At 66.5% G+C, this 14,391-nt stretch carries 17 protein-coding genes; 6 read left to right on the top strand and 11 right to left on the bottom strand.

Going from position 1 to position 14,391, the window contains the following annotated elements; all coding sequences use genetic code 11:
• The first annotated feature begins 74 nt into the window (after window positions 1-74).
• A complete protein-coding gene (gene trxB, locus MA875_RS11840) occupies window positions 75-1,061 on the top strand; it encodes a thioredoxin-disulfide reductase (protein WP_248242485.1) in 987 nt (328 codons plus the stop codon).
• Between the two features lie 87 nt (window positions 1,062-1,148).
• A complete protein-coding gene (trxA, locus tag MA875_RS11835; RefSeq protein ID WP_124291993.1) occupies window positions 1,149-1,472 on the top strand; it encodes a thioredoxin in 324 nt (107 codons plus the stop codon).
• Between the two features lie 115 nt (window positions 1,473-1,587).
• On the opposite strand, the gene MA875_RS11830 is transcribed toward trxA, so the two are convergent.
• From MA875_RS11830 to rpmH, 11 genes are all read right to left on the bottom strand, one after another.
• Window positions 1,588-1,935: a tryptophan synthase subunit alpha gene (locus MA875_RS11830; RefSeq protein ID WP_248242484.1), complete on the bottom strand. Its 348-nt coding sequence runs from the start codon at window positions 1,933-1,935 to the stop codon at window positions 1,588-1,590.
• A gap of 58 nt (window positions 1,936-1,993) precedes the next feature.
• A complete protein-coding gene (locus MA875_RS11825; protein ID WP_248242483.1) occupies window positions 1,994-3,031 on the bottom strand; it encodes a ParB/RepB/Spo0J family partition protein in 1,038 nt (345 codons plus the stop codon).
• Window positions 3,031-3,963, bottom strand: a complete 933-nt coding sequence (locus MA875_RS11820; RefSeq protein ID WP_248242482.1) for a ParA family protein — start codon at window positions 3,961-3,963, stop codon at window positions 3,031-3,033. The genes MA875_RS11825 and MA875_RS11820 overlap by 1 nt, the downstream gene beginning before the upstream one ends.
• 679 nt (window positions 3,964-4,642) lie before the next feature.
• Window positions 4,643-4,771, bottom strand: coding sequence for a hypothetical protein (locus tag MA875_RS17565; protein ID WP_282448962.1), 129 nt, complete (start codon window positions 4,769-4,771; stop codon window positions 4,643-4,645).
• A gap of 658 nt (window positions 4,772-5,429) precedes the next feature.
• Complete coding sequence (locus tag MA875_RS11815) at window positions 5,430-5,717, bottom strand: GIY-YIG nuclease family protein (RefSeq protein ID WP_248242481.1); 288 nt, start codon at window positions 5,715-5,717, stop codon at window positions 5,430-5,432.
• 302 nt (window positions 5,718-6,019) lie between these two features.
• Window positions 6,020-6,688: a 16S rRNA (guanine(527)-N(7))-methyltransferase RsmG gene (rsmG, locus tag MA875_RS11810; RefSeq protein ID WP_372492572.1), complete on the bottom strand. Its 669-nt coding sequence runs from the start codon at window positions 6,686-6,688 to the stop codon at window positions 6,020-6,022.
• The gene (locus MA875_RS11805; protein WP_248242480.1) at window positions 6,681-7,190 is read right to left on the bottom strand and encodes a Jag family protein; all 510 of its coding nucleotides are present in this window, start codon (window positions 7,188-7,190) and stop codon (window positions 6,681-6,683) included. The genes rsmG and MA875_RS11805 overlap by 8 nt, the downstream gene beginning before the upstream one ends.
• Window positions 7,191-7,215: 25 nt before the next feature.
• Complete coding sequence (gene yidC / locus MA875_RS11800; protein ID WP_248242479.1) at window positions 7,216-8,262, bottom strand: membrane protein insertase YidC; 1,047 nt, start codon at window positions 8,260-8,262, stop codon at window positions 7,216-7,218.
• A gap of 8 nt (window positions 8,263-8,270) precedes the next feature.
• Window positions 8,271-8,627 carry a membrane protein insertion efficiency factor YidD gene (yidD, locus tag MA875_RS11795; RefSeq protein ID WP_248242508.1) on the bottom strand — a complete coding sequence of 119 codons (357 nt, stop codon included), beginning with the start codon at window positions 8,625-8,627 and terminating at the stop codon, window positions 8,271-8,273.
• On the bottom strand, window positions 8,624-8,962 hold the full coding sequence (gene rnpA, locus MA875_RS11790; RefSeq protein ID WP_248242478.1) for a ribonuclease P protein component: 339 nt from the start codon (window positions 8,960-8,962) through the stop codon (window positions 8,624-8,626). Before rnpA ends, yidD begins: the two co-directional genes overlap by 4 nt.
• 8 nt (window positions 8,963-8,970) lie before the next feature.
• Window positions 8,971-9,108: a 50S ribosomal protein L34 gene (gene rpmH / locus MA875_RS11785; protein WP_248242477.1), complete on the bottom strand. Its 138-nt coding sequence runs from the start codon at window positions 9,106-9,108 to the stop codon at window positions 8,971-8,973.
• 326 nt (window positions 9,109-9,434) lie between these two features.
• Between rpmH and dnaA the strand changes: the two genes are divergently transcribed.
• The 4 genes from dnaA (at window position 9,435) to MA875_RS11765 (ending at window position 14,280) form a co-directional block, all read left to right on the top strand.
• Window positions 9,435-10,886, top strand: a complete 1,452-nt coding sequence (gene dnaA, locus MA875_RS11780; RefSeq protein ID WP_248242476.1) for a chromosomal replication initiator protein DnaA — start codon at window positions 9,435-9,437, stop codon at window positions 10,884-10,886.
• 471 nt (window positions 10,887-11,357) lie between these two features.
• Complete coding sequence (dnaN, locus tag MA875_RS11775) at window positions 11,358-12,509, top strand: DNA polymerase III subunit beta (protein WP_248242475.1); 1,152 nt, start codon at window positions 11,358-11,360, stop codon at window positions 12,507-12,509.
• Window positions 12,510-12,560: 51 nt separating this feature from the next.
• Window positions 12,561-13,766 (top strand): DNA replication/repair protein RecF, encoded by a 1,206-nt coding sequence (recF, locus tag MA875_RS11770; protein WP_248242474.1) that lies wholly within the window; start codon window positions 12,561-12,563, stop codon window positions 13,764-13,766.
• Window positions 13,759-14,280, top strand: coding sequence for a DciA family protein (locus MA875_RS11765; RefSeq protein WP_248242473.1), 522 nt, complete (start codon window positions 13,759-13,761; stop codon window positions 14,278-14,280). Before recF ends, MA875_RS11765 begins: the two co-directional genes overlap by 8 nt.
• Window positions 14,281-14,391: the final 111 nt, after the last annotated feature.

The following is a 14,391-nucleotide window of genomic DNA, read 5'->3' as shown; positions in this document are numbered from 1 at the left end:
TCACCTTCCAGGTGTGGAATGCCGGGCGTCTAGCATGTGTTGAGAACCCCGGAAGCAATCGAAAGGGGCGCGTCGTGCGTCACGTCATCATCATCGGATCGGGCCCTGCCGGCTACACGGCGGCCATCTACGCGGCCCGGGCCAACCTCGAACCTCTCGTGATCGCCAGCTCGGTCGAGGCGGGCGGCGAGCTGATGAACACCACCGAGGTGGAGAATTTCCCCGGGTTCCCCGAGGGCATCCAGGGGCCTGAGCTCATGGCCAAGATGCAGGAGCAGGCCGAGAAGTTCGGCGCCGAGGTCGTCTACGACGACGTCGTGTCGCTCGACCTCGACGGCGACGTCAAGCGCGTCACCCTCGGCAGCGGCGCTTCACACGAGGCGGAGTCGATCGTCTTCGCCACCGGCTCGGCGCCCCGCAAGATCGGCATCGAGGGCGAGTCGCGCCTGTCGGGTCGCGGTGTGTCGTACTGCGCCACCTGCGATGGGTTCTTCTTCCGCGAGCGCACCATCGCCGTGGTGGGCGGCGGCGACTCGGCGATGGAAGAGGCGACGTTCCTGACGAAGTTCGCCTCCAAGGTGTACGTCATCCACCGCCGAGAAGAGCTGCGTGCCTCGAAGATCATGCAGGAGCGGGCGTTCAAGAACGACAAGATCGAGTTCGTCTGGAACAGCGAGGTCGTCGACATCCTGGGTGAGGACGCCGTGAGCGGCGTCGTGCTCGAGTCCACCGTCGACGGCTCCCGCCGCGAGCTCGCGCTCGACGGCATCTTCGTCGCGATCGGTTACGACCCCCGTGTGCATCTGGTCCACGGCAAGCTCGACCTCACCGAGGCGGGGACCGTGTGGGTCGACGGGCGCTCGTCGCGCACCTCGGTGCCGGGCGTGTTCGCCGCCGGCGATGTCATCGACCCCACCTACCGACAGGCGGTGACGGCCGCAGGCAGTGGCACGGTCGCCGCCCTGGATGTGGAGCACTACCTCGCTGCGCTCGGTGAGGCCGGCGAGCCCGCTCCGGATGTCGCGGAGATCGACAACCTGCCGGATGCTGACGCCGCCTGAGGCGGGGCCCCGGCGACCGATTCGGGAACACGACGGCGCTCGTGAGCGTTTGATCACAAAGTTGGACTTGAAACGAAGGAGACACCTATGACTGCGAAGGCCACCACCTCCGCCACGTTCGAGCAGGATGTCCTGAAGGCCGACGGCCCCGTGCTCGTCGACTTCTGGGCCGAGTGGTGCGGACCGTGTCGCATGGTCTCGCCCGTTCTCGACCAGATCCAGGCCGAGAACCCCGAGAAAATCACGGTTCTGAAGCTCAACGTCGACGAGAACCCCGATCTCGCGATGAAGTACCAGATCACCTCCATCCCCGCGATGAAGGTCTTCAACAAGGGTGAGGTCGAGAAGACGATCATCGGTGCGAAGCCGAAGTTCGCCCTCGAGCAGGACCTGGCGTCCTACCTGTCCTGAGCTCTCCTCGAAGGCCCCGGTTCGCGTGCGACGCGACCGGGGCTTTCGTCGTTGACGGCGACGACGGGTTTATGCCGCACGGGGCATAGAGGTCGTGTGGCGTGTGGAGCGAGCCTCAGGACGCGTCTGCCTGCACGGCGGCGTCCCACCGTCGGTAGGGCGTGTCCGTTCCCAGCAGCCGCCAGACCGCGCGAGTCAGGGGCGGATAGTCGAGCGCGATCTGCCGCAGAACGCGATAGTGGCGCGCGGCGTTCAAGCGGACTCCGCCGTTGGCCTCGATGTGCTCGGCCCGCAGGGTGAAGACCACGAGCTCATCCACGGTGGGGAGGTCCTCCATGAAATCCCACGGATCCTCGCCGCCCCGGAGTCGCTCCGTGACGATGACCGACAGCTCGTCCGAGGCCTCCGCGCGCAGCAGTTCGAGGCTGGCGCGTCGGCGTGGAGAGCGGTCCTGGGATGTCACCTGACCAGCCTACGTGCCCTCGCTGACACTCGGCTCTTCACCGTGGGGAGTTGTGGATTCAGCCGTCGCCGTACCCGTTCTCGCCCAGCTCAGCGAGGATGCGATTGAGGTCCTGGATGCTGGCGAAATCAATGCTGATCTGGCCTTTTCGAGCCGTGAGCGAGATCTTCACGCGGGTGTTGAGGCGATCGCCGAGGCGCTCGGCGAGTTCGTCCAAGTGGCCTCGACGTGCGCCGGCCTTCGGTCGTGAGGGGCGGATCAGACCGGCATCCGTGAGCTTGGCGGCGGACTCCGCCGCGCGGACGGAGAGGTCCTCGTTCACGATCTTGTCGGCCAGGCGCTGCATGGCGTCGTCGTCGGGGAGAGACAGGATGGCGCGGGCATGCCCGGCGCTGAGCACTCCCGCCGCCACCCGCTGCTGGACGGGAACCGGGAGCTTGAGTAGGCGGATGGTGTTGCTGATCTGCGGCCGCGACCGACCGATGCGCGCGGCCAGCTCCTCCTGCGTGATGCCGAAGTCCTCGAGGAGCTGCTGGTACGCCGAGGCCTCTTCGAGCGGGTTGAGCTGGGACCGGTGCAGGTTCTCCAGAAGCGCGTCCCGGAGGAGATGCTCGTCTGAGGTGTCGCGGACGACGGCGGGGATCGTGGCGAGCCCGGCTTCCCGTGCGGCGCGGGTTCGCCGCTCCCCCATGATGAGCTCGTACGAGCCGTCGCCGAGGTCTCGGACCACGACCGGCTGCAGGACGCCGAACTCGCGGACACTGTGCACGAGCTCGGCGAGATCGTCGGCGTCGAAGTGCGTGCGCGGCTGCCGGGGATTCGGCACGATCGCGTGCGGGTCGACCTGAACGAGGCGCGCTCCGGGCACGGCCACGAGGTCCGAGGTGGTTTCGTCGTCGGACACCGCCCGCGACGCGTCATCCGCGTCGGAAGCGGTCGGCTCGCCGGCGGCGCCCGGTGCTGATGACGTCTCGGGTCGATCCTCCACGGCGACGGCACTGCGTGCGAAGAAGACGTCCGCGGGTCGCGACTCGTTCGGTTCACTGGTGGGGATCAGCGCGCCGATGCCGCGTCCGAGTCCTGTGCGCTTCGCCATCAGGCGTCTCCTTCTTGCTGAGTGTTGCTTTCGCGACGGAGGACCTCCACCGCTGCCTCGCGATAGGCGACGGCTCCGGCCGACTGACCGTCGTAGGCGATGACCGTCTGCCCGAAACTCGGTGCCTCCGAAACCCGCACAGAACGCGGGATGACGGTCTTGAGCACTTCTTTCGGGAAGTGCTGGCGCACCTCTTCGGCTACCTGCTGCGCGAGACGGGTGCGTCCGTCGTACATCGTGAGCATGATCGTGGAAAGGTGAAGCCGGGGGTTCAGGTGCTTCTGGATCATCCTCACCGTGCCGAGAAGCTGGCTCAGGCCTTCGAGCGCGTAGTACTCGCACTGGATGGGGATGAGCAGCTCGTGCCCGGCGGCGAACGCGTTGATCGTGAGAAGCCCGAGAGAGGGCGGGCAGTCGATGAGGACGAAGTCGAGGTGCTCGCTCGTCGTTGCGAGGAAGTCGTCGACGGCGGTACGGAGTCGATGCTCCCGCGCGACCTGAGACACCAACTCGATCTCGGCGCCGGCGAGATGGATGGTGCTGGGAGCGCAGAGCAGATTGTCCGACTCCGGGCTCGTCTGGATGATGTCCGCAAGGGGGAAGTCGTCGATGAGTACGTCGTAGATGCTGGGCGTATCCGCATCGTGGGGAACGCCGAGTGCCGTGGAGGCGTTTCCCTGGGGATCGAGGTCGATGACCAGTACGCGGGCGCCCAGTGACGCCAGCGCAGCCGCCATGTTGACGGTGGTCGTGGTCTTTCCCACGCCACCCTTCTGATTCGCGACCGTGAACACACGGGTCTTCCCCGAGAATTGCACGTCGACGTTCTCCAGTCGGCGGCGTCGCGCCGTCAGGTCGGCGAGTTCTCGGGCGAGAGGCGTGTCATCGAGAGTGACGGATGCTGCGGGCGTCCGACTTTCGGCGTGTTCCACGTGAAACGCTCCGCTCACTTCGTCCATCACTCGTTCCACTCTAATCGCCCGGCCCGACATCCCCCGACGCCCCTCCGCTATCCCGCAGTCCCCTTTCCGGGGGTCGCGCGAGCGCGAATCACCGTTCCGGATCGGTGGTCGAGTAGACGGCACAGCCGCCGTACCGAGACCAGCAGGAACCCGCGCCCCCACCTCCCGGTGGTCGAGTAGGCGGCACAGCCGCCGTATCGAGACCGGAAGGAACGCGCGCCCCACCCCACGGTGGTCCAGTAGGCGCATAGCCGCCATACCGAGACCCACGTTGCGGCTGCCCGACATCGACGGCGCCTGCGCCGACGTTTCACGTGAAACACTCGCGACCTGGCGGTCTGCCCTGAAGCCGGCGCAACTCCCGACTGCGATCCAGCGCCGTCGCGTTCGTCGGTGGGCGAGCGGCGACTAAGGCGCCGTATCGAGGATTGGCGCTGCCTCAAGTCGGCCCGCAGATGATCCGATCGCGTTTCACGTGAAACAGTGCACTGCACTTTCCGTCGAGGATGTTGGGGATCGCCCTCCTGAAACCTTTGAGCGTCAAGTCAGCAGTGACCGAATGAGTGCAGACCCGCTGTTCTGAGACCAACCTTCTATTTGTGCACGGTACCGCCGCGGCCATGTTTCACGTGAAACACGCTTGCACCGTTCAGTAGTCAATGCAGCCGCCGTAGCGAGATCGACGGGCGTCAAACCCACGGTGGTCGAACAGGCGGCGCAGCCGGATCCAGTAGCGGTGGATGACCTGCAGACGCGGATTCTCGAGCACAACGTCCACCGGTGTCAGCTCTCGGATCTCCTGTTGCGGCGCACCATGTGAAAGGGTGTGAACTGCACGCGGTCGCGAGCGCGGATAACCGAAGCGACATTTAGACCCCCTGGCTCCGTGCCAGCTCGTTCGACCACGTTCACTCACTTTCAGTTCGACACTGACGGGGAATCGATTCCGGCGTCTAGGCCATGCAACGAAAGAGGGCGTGAACGTCCACGTTTCACGTGAAACACTGTCGACACCACACCTGGCAGGGCGCGACCCACTCCGGTCGAGGGAACCCCATCAATGCGGAAGGCAGTGCCGACCTGACTGGCCGCGTCCTTCACGCCTCCAGTCCGAGCGTCGACTGCCCGTCAAGCTCAGGACGGAGTGCGCGACCGCCACTGGGCCAGGTTGTCGTGTCCTTCGGCGTGAACGAACGCGACGCGTTTCACGTGAAACATCGATTACACGCTGGACTGAGAACCCGACGGTTCGCCTCGTCGCTTCGACGACGCGATGACACGAGCCTCCGCGCTACCGCAGCAGATCGTCGCCGTGTGCCCGCGGCCCGCCACTCCAGTACGCGCGACTCATCGGGTCGAGCTGAGCCGGTGTGTGACCCGCAAAGCGTCTCGAGGCACGGGGAAGGCACAACTGACCGCTCGTCACCGCGTGCACGTCATCCGGAGCGACGGGGCTTGCGACTCAGGCGGTTCAATTCCTCAAGTCGCCCGTGAACAAGCGCGAGACGTTTCGCTCGACCCCATGTCTGTACCTGCTTTTCGCGTCGGAATGCGTCGCCGACGTTCTGGAACTCTTCGACGTACAGCAGACGGACCGGCAGCCGTGCTCGCGTGTACAACGCACCCATCCCTTCGTTGTGCTGAATGAGACGCCGGTTGAGATCGCGTGTGCTGCCGACGTAGGTCGAGCGGTCACTGCACTCGAGGATGTACATGTAAGCCATGGGATGATCGTGCCTGCGCGGGGCGGGAAGGATCGGCGTTTGCACGACAACGTGGATAAGTCGCGCGTGTATCGACGTGTGCAGGAAAAGTGGCAGGACGACGGTATCAAGGGCGGGCGATCTCGATACGCGCCTGCGGCGCTACTCGATCACCGGACCTGGGCGCCATGCACGCACCACGGCATCCCGCATCAACGAGTCACCGGAACACACGCGCGGGGGATCTCGATACGCGCCTGCGGCGCTACTCGCTCACCGGACAGAGGCGGGTTCCTCCACAGGCCCCGGACGCCGATCGAGGGCTAGGGGCGGGCGATGCGACCTCGCAGGGCGCGGGTAGGTTCCGCCAGGACACCCTCACCGAGAAGCTCGACGCGCGCGTCGACGACATGGAACTTACGCATCTGCTTCGCGGCCGCGTCGATCTCCACCTGCGCGTTCTGCCCCTTGAGGAAGATGAGCTCGCCACCGTTGCGCACAAGAGGCGCCGTCAGGGGTAGCAGGGTTCGGAGAGCACTTACCGCGCGAGCTGTGACCGCATCGAGAACCGGGCCCTTCGACCACTCTTCCGCACGAGCGCGCACAACCTCGACGTTCGAGAGACCGAGTGCTTCGACCTGCTCGGAGAGCCACGCGACGCGTCGCTCCATCGGTTCGATGAGGACCCACTGGACGTCGGGACGTGCGATCGCCAGGACGATTCCCGGCAATCCCGCACCCGAGCCGACATCGCCGACCCGGCCGGCGGGGAACAGCGGGGCGGCGATCGCACTGTTCAAGACATGACGTGTCCAGAGACGGGGGAGCTCCAGCGGGCCGATCAGCCCGCGCTCCTCGCCCTGCTCCGCCAGAGCGTGCGTGAAGCGCCGGGCCCGATCGAGAGCGGTGGCGTCGCTGAACAGCGTCGCCGCGGCCTGCGGCTCTGCCTCTACCGACGCCGGGGTTTCACGTGAAACGTTGTCGTCAGCCACGTCGGATGACGGTGTGACGGTCGGCACCCTCGCCGTACGACTCCGACACCAACCCGCGCTCAGCGACGATGTCGTGGATCAGCTTCCGCTCGTAGCTCGACATCGCCGGCAGCGAGGCCTGGGTGGCACCCTCGTCCAGACGCGCGATCGCACGATCGACGAGCTTCTCCAACTCCCGCTGCCGCGCATCGCGCGACCCACCGATGTCGAGGATGACGCGTGACAGCCGACCGGTGCGGTTCTGCACGGCGATACGCGTGAGCTCCTGCAGCGCCTGCACGGTGTCAGGGTCCGACAGCAGCGCAAGCGAGTCTCCCGACTCGCCTTCGACCGAGACGTACGGACGCCCGGCCCGGACGTCCAGGGTCAGGTCGCCATCCACGTCGGCGATGTCGAGAAGGCCCTCGATGAAATCAGCGGCGATATCGCCTTCCTCCTCGAGCTGCTCGACGGAAGGCTCTTCGCGGGAGGGGCGGGCGTCAACGGGCGCGACGTCAGACATGGGTTTCCTTCGGGGGTCGGTCGGGTCAGCTCGCCGCGGGGTCGGGCTTCTGCCCGGCCTGCGAGTTCGGGCGTTGCTGCTTCTTCGCGCGCTGCTTGCTCATCGGCTGCTGCCGCTTGGGCTGGGTCGCCTTGGCCCGCTCCGCCTCTTCGAGAAGGCGCTGCTGCTCGGCCTGGTACTTCTCGAGCGGAACGACTTTGCCCGAGGCGTCGATGGCCTTCCCCTTGCGGGCGAGCCGCTCCTCGCGCGCCTTCGCGGCATCCGATCCCGGGGTCGGCATCTCGCGGATGACCAGGAACTGCTGACCCATCGTCCACAGGTTCGAGACGAACCAGTAGATGACGACACCCAGGGGGAAGAAGACACCCGAGAACACGAAGGCGAACGGCAGGACGTAGAGCATGATCTTCTGCATCTGGTACGCCTGGCCGGTCTTGGCCTCGGGGGAGAGGTTCTTCGAGATGATCTGCAGCTGGGTGAAGAACTGCGACGCGATCATGAGCACCACGAGCGTCAGGAGGATGATGATCGCGGTGACGTTGTTCGACTCGAACGCGTTGATCAGCGTCTCGTGGAGAGAAGCGACGCCGAAGAGCTTGGCGTCGTAGAACTGCTGGGTGAGCTCGGCGTTGAGCAGGCCGACGCCGCCGATGCCCTGCTGGACGTGCCGGGTGACGTCGTTGAGCACGCTGAACAGGGCGAAGAAGATCGGCATCTGCACGAGCAGCGGCAGACAGCTCGACACCGGTGTCGTGCCGTGCTTCTTGTACAGCGCCATCGTCTCGCGACTCATGGCCTCACGCGACAGCTGGTCGCGCTTACCCCGGTACTTCTCCTGAACTTTGCGCAGTTCAGGGGCAATTTCCATCATCTTCCGCTGGCTCTTGATCTGCCGCACGAAGAGCGGGATCAGCGCCGCACGCACGACGATGACGAGCCCCACGATCGACAGCACCCAGGTGATGCCGTCTGCCGGCGGGAGGCCGATCGCGGTGAAGAGCGCATGCCACGCGACGAGGACGAGCTCGACCACCCATTTCAGGGGCCAGAGGATGATGCCGATGAGATCCATGTGACGGATCAGTCCTTTCCAGGGGTGGCAGGCACGACGAAGCCGTGGGGAGTGATGCCGTGGCGGAAGCCGGGACGGAGGGGAACGTCATCGACGCCGCCCTTCGCCCACGGGTGACAGCGTGCAAGTCTTGCCGCCGTCATCGCCGTCCCGACGACGGCACCGTGCTGCTGCACCGCACCGACCGCGTAGGCCGAGCATGACGGGTAGTACTTGCACACATCACCGTACGTGTGGGAAATCGTCGCACGGTAGGCATGGAGAAGTCCGAGAAGAGCGTTGCGGGGAAGAAGCGGCACGGAGGAAAGCAGAGCGGATGCATCGAAGTGCGCCTCTCCTCGGGCGTAAGCCGGGAGGACGCTCATGCCACGGGCTTCCGTGTCAGGCACCGGGTCACCTCGGCGCGAAGCTCCGCGAACGACGCATTCGCCGAGCTGGGAAGTGCGCGGATGACGACGTCGCGTCCATCTCCCACATCGGCGATGGCGGCGGCGCACACGGCCTTCAACCGTCGGCGCACGGTGTTGCGCACCACGGCGCCACCCACCTGCCGGCTCACGATGAAGCCGAAGCGCGGCGCAGCGGAATCGTCGGCGCGCAGGGAATACGTCACCGTGTGCGCGCCTGCACAGCGACGCCCCCGACGGACGACGGCTTTATAGTCCGATCCGCGGGTGAGCCGGTGCGACCGCGCGAGCACCGGTCAGATCAAGCGGAGAGCTCGGTGCGCCCCTTGGCGCGACGAGCCGAGAGGATGGCGCGGCCGGCGCGAGTGCGCATGCGGGCGCGGAAGCCGTGCTTCTTGGCCCGGCGACGGTTGTTGGGCTGGTAGGTGCGCTTGCTCATAGAGATCAACTCCGGATCAGGTGTCACCGGGACGGGGTTCTACCCTTGGAGGACCGGGGACGACGTTACGGGGACTGCCACGAGGGCATAAGTCAACCGACTAAGGCTACGTCGAGACGCCTGAGAACTCAAACCGACGCGCTCTCGGGTCCTCTCGTCGCATTACCAGTGTGACGTACTCGGGCGGTGGCACGACACGCCGCCGCACCATACAGTGGAGTTTGCTCCCGCGACCCGCGCTGACTAGCGTGGCTCCGGCAGTTATCCACAGGCCCGGCGTGTCGACTCCGCACGGCCTGGGACCGCGAATCTCACCCGGGGGGCACATGGCCGAGCAGGACGCACCAGATGTACCGTTCTGGCCTGCCGTCATGGACATCCTGGCGTCGGATGAGCGCGTCACACCGCAGCTCCATGGCTTCCTCAACCTCGCTGTGCCGCAGGGGGTGATCGGCGGGACGCTGTATCTCGACGTCCCCAACGACTTGACTGCCGCGCAGGTGAACAAGCGCATGCGCGCTCCTCTTCTCGAGGCCCTTTCCCGTGTCGACGTCGACGGCAATCCGGCAGCCAGCGCCTTCCGCGTGGTCGTGAACCCCGATCTGGTCGACGCCCCGATGTCCGCACCGGTCGCTCAGGTCGCCGCGGTCGAGTCCAATGGGACCGCCCCGACGGTCACGGCACCTCTCACCCCGATCCGGTCGCCGCGTGAAGAACCGATCGAGGCGGCATCCGGATCCCGCACCGACACGCGACTGAATCCCAAGTACACCTTCGACAACTTCGTCATCGGCCAGTCCAACCGGTTCGCGCACGCCGCGGCGGTCGCGGTCGCCGAGGCGCCGGCGAAGGCCTACAACCCGTTGTTCATCTACGGCGATTCCGGGCTCGGCAAGACGCATCTCCTTCATGCCATCGGCGATTACGCCATCAGCCTGTACGCCGGCATCAAGGTCCGCTACGTCTCGAGCGAAGAGTTCACGAACGACTTCATCAACTCCATCGCGAACAACCGCGGCTCGGCGTTCCAGGCGAGATACCGCGACGTCGACATCCTCCTCATCGACGACATCCAGTTCCTTCAGGGCCGCGCCGAAACGCAGGAAGCGTTCTTCCACACGTTCAACACGCTGCACGATCACGACAAGCAGGTCGTGATCACGAGCGATGTCCCGCCCAAGCACCTCACCGGCTTCGAAGACCGCATGCGCAGCCGGTTCGAGTGGGGACTCATCACCGACGTGCAGGCGCCCGACCTCGAGACGCGAATCGCGATCCTGCGGAAGAAGGCGCAGTCCGAGCGGCTGCACATCCCCGACGAGGTGCTGGAATACATCGCCACGGTGGTCTCCAGCAACATCCGGGAGCTCGAGGGCGCGCTCATCCGGGTTTCGGCCTTCGCCAGTCTGAACCGGTCGAGCCTGGACATGTCGCTGGCTCAGACGGTCCTCCGCGACATCGTCGATCAGGACGACGCGAACATCATCTCGCCGACGGACATCATCACCGCGACTGCGCAGTACTTCAAACTGACCGTCGACGACCTGTACGGCTCGAGCAGATCGCAGGCGGTGGCGACTGCGAGGCAGATCGCGATGTACCTGTGTCGGGAGCGCACCAACTTGTCCCTGCCGAAGATCGGACAGCTCTTCGGCAACCGCGATCACACGACCGTGATGTACGCCTACAAGAAGATCAGCGACCTGATGAAGGAGCGTCGCTCGATCTACAACCAGGTGACGGAGATCACCACGCAGCTCGGCCGCGCGGGCCGCTGACCCGGTCGATCGTCCATGCCGCATGCGATGCGGCCAGACGCGCCGGCGTATGCCGGAATTCGTGCTTGACACGACCCCCTGGGCGACGCCATTATCCGTTTCTCACAGTGTGGAAAACTTGTGGATAACTTCGTGACCCTGCGGAATCACTGTGCACGCACCGCGTCAGCCTGTGGAGAACTGTGGATGACACGGAGTCGGCGCCTCGACTGTTCACGTCGCCGTCCGCAGCCGATCCACATCTCACACACGTGTAGTTTCCGTGTGCGCCATGGCATCCACTGAGTTCTCCACAGTTTCCACAGCTGTTAACAAGACGACAGAAAACTCTCTCTTGGAATCCCGTCCGATCACCTCCACCGGTTCGTTCGGCCGGAGCGACTGGTCCGAGGACGCCTCGATGCGGGCACTAGCATGGGCGAGGCCGACTACTAGCATGAGAAGGCCCAAGCCGACGTCGAGGGAGCGCCCGTGAGGTTCCACGTCAATCGCGATGTGTTCAGCGAAGCCGTGTCATTCGTGGTCAAGCTCCTTCCGCAGCGCAACCCGCAGCCGATCCTGGCGGGTGTGCTGATCGAGGCGAGCGAGAGCGGCCTGTCGCTGTCGGCCTTCGACTACGAGGCGTCGGCGCGCACCACGATCGAGGCGACGGTCGACGAGCCGGGCACGATCCTCGTGCACGGGCGTCTGCTGTCCGAGATCGCGAGCCGGCTTCCCAACGCCCCGATCCAGATCGCGGTCGAAGACGACGGCGGAATCCTCCTCACATGCGGTTCGGCGCGCTTCACCCTGTCGTCCATGCCGGTGCAGGAGTATCCCGCGATCCCCGAGGTGAGCGGCGAATCGGGTCTCGTGCCGTCCGAGGACTTCGCCACCGCCATCGCCCAGGTGGCCTTCGCCGCCTCCCGCGATGACGTCACCCCCGTCCTCACCGGTGTGCAGCTCGAGGTCACCGGAACCCGGCTGAGCCTCGTGGCGACCGACCGCTACCGTGTGGCGCTGCGCGAGATCCCGTGGGACGGCGGTTCCGCGGCATCCGACGAGGCGACCACCGCCCTCGTCCCCGCACGCACCCTCACCGAGGTGGGGAAGACCTTCGCCCACGGCGGCGACATCTCGATCGCCTTCTCCGGTGCCGGCGACCGCGAGATCATCGCGTTCACCGCCGGCAACAAGACGGTGACCTCGCTCCTCATCAAGGGGAACTTCCCTCCGGTGCGGCGCCTCTTCCCCGAGCAGACCGAGCACCACGCGGTGGTCAACACCGCCGAACTGGCCGAGGCAGTGCGCCGTGTGTCCCTGGTGCTCGACCGTTCGGCACCCCTGCGCTTCACCTTCACCTCCGAGGGCGTGGCGATGGATGCCAGCGGCACCGAGCAGGCGCGCGCGACCGAGTCGGTCGACGCGACGCTCGTGGGCGACGACGTGACCCTGGGTCTGAACCCCCAGTACCTGCTCGAGTCGCTCGGCGCGGTGCGCAGCGAGTTCACCCGCATCACCTTCACGTCCAGTGAGAACGCCAACAAGCTCAGCCCGGTGCTCATCACGCCCCAGACCTCGGTCGACAAGGGGGGCGCGGAGTCGTTCAAGTACCTGCTGCAGCCCAACCTCCTGCTGCGCTGAGCGACCTTCGGCCCCGGGTCGAGGTCGGAACAGCGGAAGGAGGCTGTCACGGTGATCGTCGAGCACCTGAGTCTGGCTGACTTCCGCAACTATGCGGCCGTCGACCTGGCTCTGCGCGCCGGTCCGAATGTCTTCGTCGGCAAGAACGGGCAGGGGAAGACCAACCTCGTCGAGGCCATCGCCTTCTTCGCCACCCTGGGGTCGCATCGGGTGTCCAGCGACGCCCCGATGGTGCGCGACGGCGCGGAGTACGCGATCGTCCGCGCGCGACTGGCCCACGGCGAGCGTCGGGTGCAGCTCGAAGCGCAGGTCAACCGGCAGGGATCGAACAAGGCGCGGGTGAACGGCGCACCGGTCCGGACCGCCGAACTGCCCCGCTACGCGCAGGTCGTGCTGTTCGCGCCCGAAGACCTGCAGATCGTCCGCGGCGACCCGTCCGCCCGTCGCCGATTCGCCGATCAGCTGCTGGTGCAGCGCGCTCCGCGCATGGCCGGCGTGCTCGCAGACTACGACCGGGTGCTCAAGCAGCGCACGGCGCTGCTGAAGTCGGCCCGCGCCCGCGGCCTCAAGGGAGAGGCGCTGTCGACGCTGGATGTCTGGGACGACAAGCTCGTCGCACTCGGCACCGAGATCATCCGCGCGCGCATCGCACTCGCCGCCGACCTCGCACCCCCCGTCGCGGCGGCGTACCGCGCGATCGCCGGCGAGGATCACCGTCCCGAGCTCGAGTGGGCGCTGTCGTTCTCGCGCGATGCCGACACCGACGCCGACGACGCCGATGCGGCCGTTCCGAAGGAATCGAGGACGGATGCCGCGCCCGCGGCCGTTCCTCCGGCACCCGAGGTCATCGCGCAGTTCCGCGCCGCGCTCGCCGCGCGGCGCTCCGCCGAACTGGATCGGGGCATCACCCTCGTCGGGCCGCATCGGGACGACCTCGTCCTGCGCGTTCGGGGTCTGCCGGTGAAGGGCTACGCCTCGCACGGCGAATCCTGGTCGGTCGCACTCTCGCTCCGCCTCGCCTCGGCGGAGCTGCTGCGCGCCGACTCGCAGCTCGGCGACCCGATCGTCATCCTCGACGACGTCTTCGCCGAACTCGACAGCGGGCGCCGCGGGCGCCTCGCCGAACTGACGTCGGGGTTCGAGCAGGTGATCGTCACGGCCGCGGTCGGCGCCGATGTGCCGGGCGCGCTCCGCGCGCACACCCTCCGTGTCGAAGCGGGCGCGATCATCGAGCCGGAAGGCGCCGAGCATGGGTGATTCCGGTGCAGTCGGGCCGGGCGCGTTCGGCGAGGATGCTGTCCCCGAGACGATCGCGACCTATCTGCGCCTGCGCGGCCTCGATCCCTCCCCGCGCGCGCTGCGTCGGCGCCGTCGCACCCGCGACGTCGACGAGGCTCATCAGCCGTTCGCACCGGGTCGCGACCCCAAAGGGGTGGCCGACGTCCTCGCCGACCTCACCCGCCAGGCGGGGTGGGAGCCCCAGCTCGCGCGCGAAGACGTGGTGCGCACCTGGAACGAGGTGGCCGGCGAGAACACCGCGCAGCACACCCGTCCCGTGGCGTTCGACCGCGGCATCCTGACCGTCCAGGCCGATTCGACGGCGTGGGCGAAGCAGCTCCAGCTGATGCGGGCGCACATCCTGTCGGAGATCGTCCGGCGCAATCCGGAGGCGGGTGTCGAGTCCATTCGTTTCATCGGCCCGGACGTCCCCTCCTGGAAATGGGGTCCGAGAGCCATTCCAGGGCGCGGTCCGCGCGATACCTACGGCTGAGCCACGTCCGATCCTGTCCGGAGGCATTTCGTGCCGCCACAGCGGCGTAGAGGCGTGAAACGCGCCGTCCGCTTGATAGACTGTGAAGGTTCGTGAACCGATGTGGAGCGC

Origin of the sequence: Microbacterium kunmingense (assembly GCF_023155745.1) — a bacterium.
Lineage (GTDB): Bacteria > Actinomycetota > Actinomycetes > Actinomycetales > Microbacteriaceae > Microbacterium > Microbacterium kunmingense.
This window is presented reverse-complemented; position numbering and strand designations above follow the sequence as displayed.

What these genes read in the sequence shown, in the direction of transcription:
- trxA (WP_124291993.1), top strand. Translation starts at nt 1,149, where the DNA reads ATGACTGCGAAGGCCACCACCTCCGCCACGTTCGAGCAGGATGTCCTG.
- MA875_RS11825 (WP_248242483.1), bottom strand. Translation starts at nt 3,031, where the DNA reads ATGGCGAAGCGCACAGGACTCGGACGCGGCATCGGCGCGCTGATCCCC.
- MA875_RS11815 (WP_248242481.1), bottom strand. Translation starts at nt 5,717, where the DNA reads ATGGCTTACATGTACATCCTCGAGTGCAGTGACCGCTCGACCTACGTC.
- MA875_RS11805 (WP_248242480.1), bottom strand. Translation starts at nt 7,190, where the DNA reads ATGTCTGACGTCGCGCCCGTTGACGCCCGCCCCTCCCGCGAAGAGCCT.
- yidC (WP_248242479.1), bottom strand. Translation starts at nt 8,262, where the DNA reads ATGGATCTCATCGGCATCATCCTCTGGCCCCTGAAATGGGTGGTCGAG.
- yidD (WP_248242508.1), bottom strand. Translation starts at nt 8,627, where the DNA reads ATGAGCGTCCTCCCGGCTTACGCCCGAGGAGAGGCGCACTTCGATGCA.
- rpmH (WP_248242477.1), bottom strand. Translation starts at nt 9,108, where the DNA reads ATGAGCAAGCGCACCTACCAGCCCAACAACCGTCGCCGGGCCAAGAAG.
- dnaA (WP_248242476.1), top strand. Translation starts at nt 9,435, where the DNA reads ATGGCCGAGCAGGACGCACCAGATGTACCGTTCTGGCCTGCCGTCATG.
- MA875_RS11765 (WP_248242473.1), top strand. Translation starts at nt 13,759, where the DNA reads ATGGGTGATTCCGGTGCAGTCGGGCCGGGCGCGTTCGGCGAGGATGCT.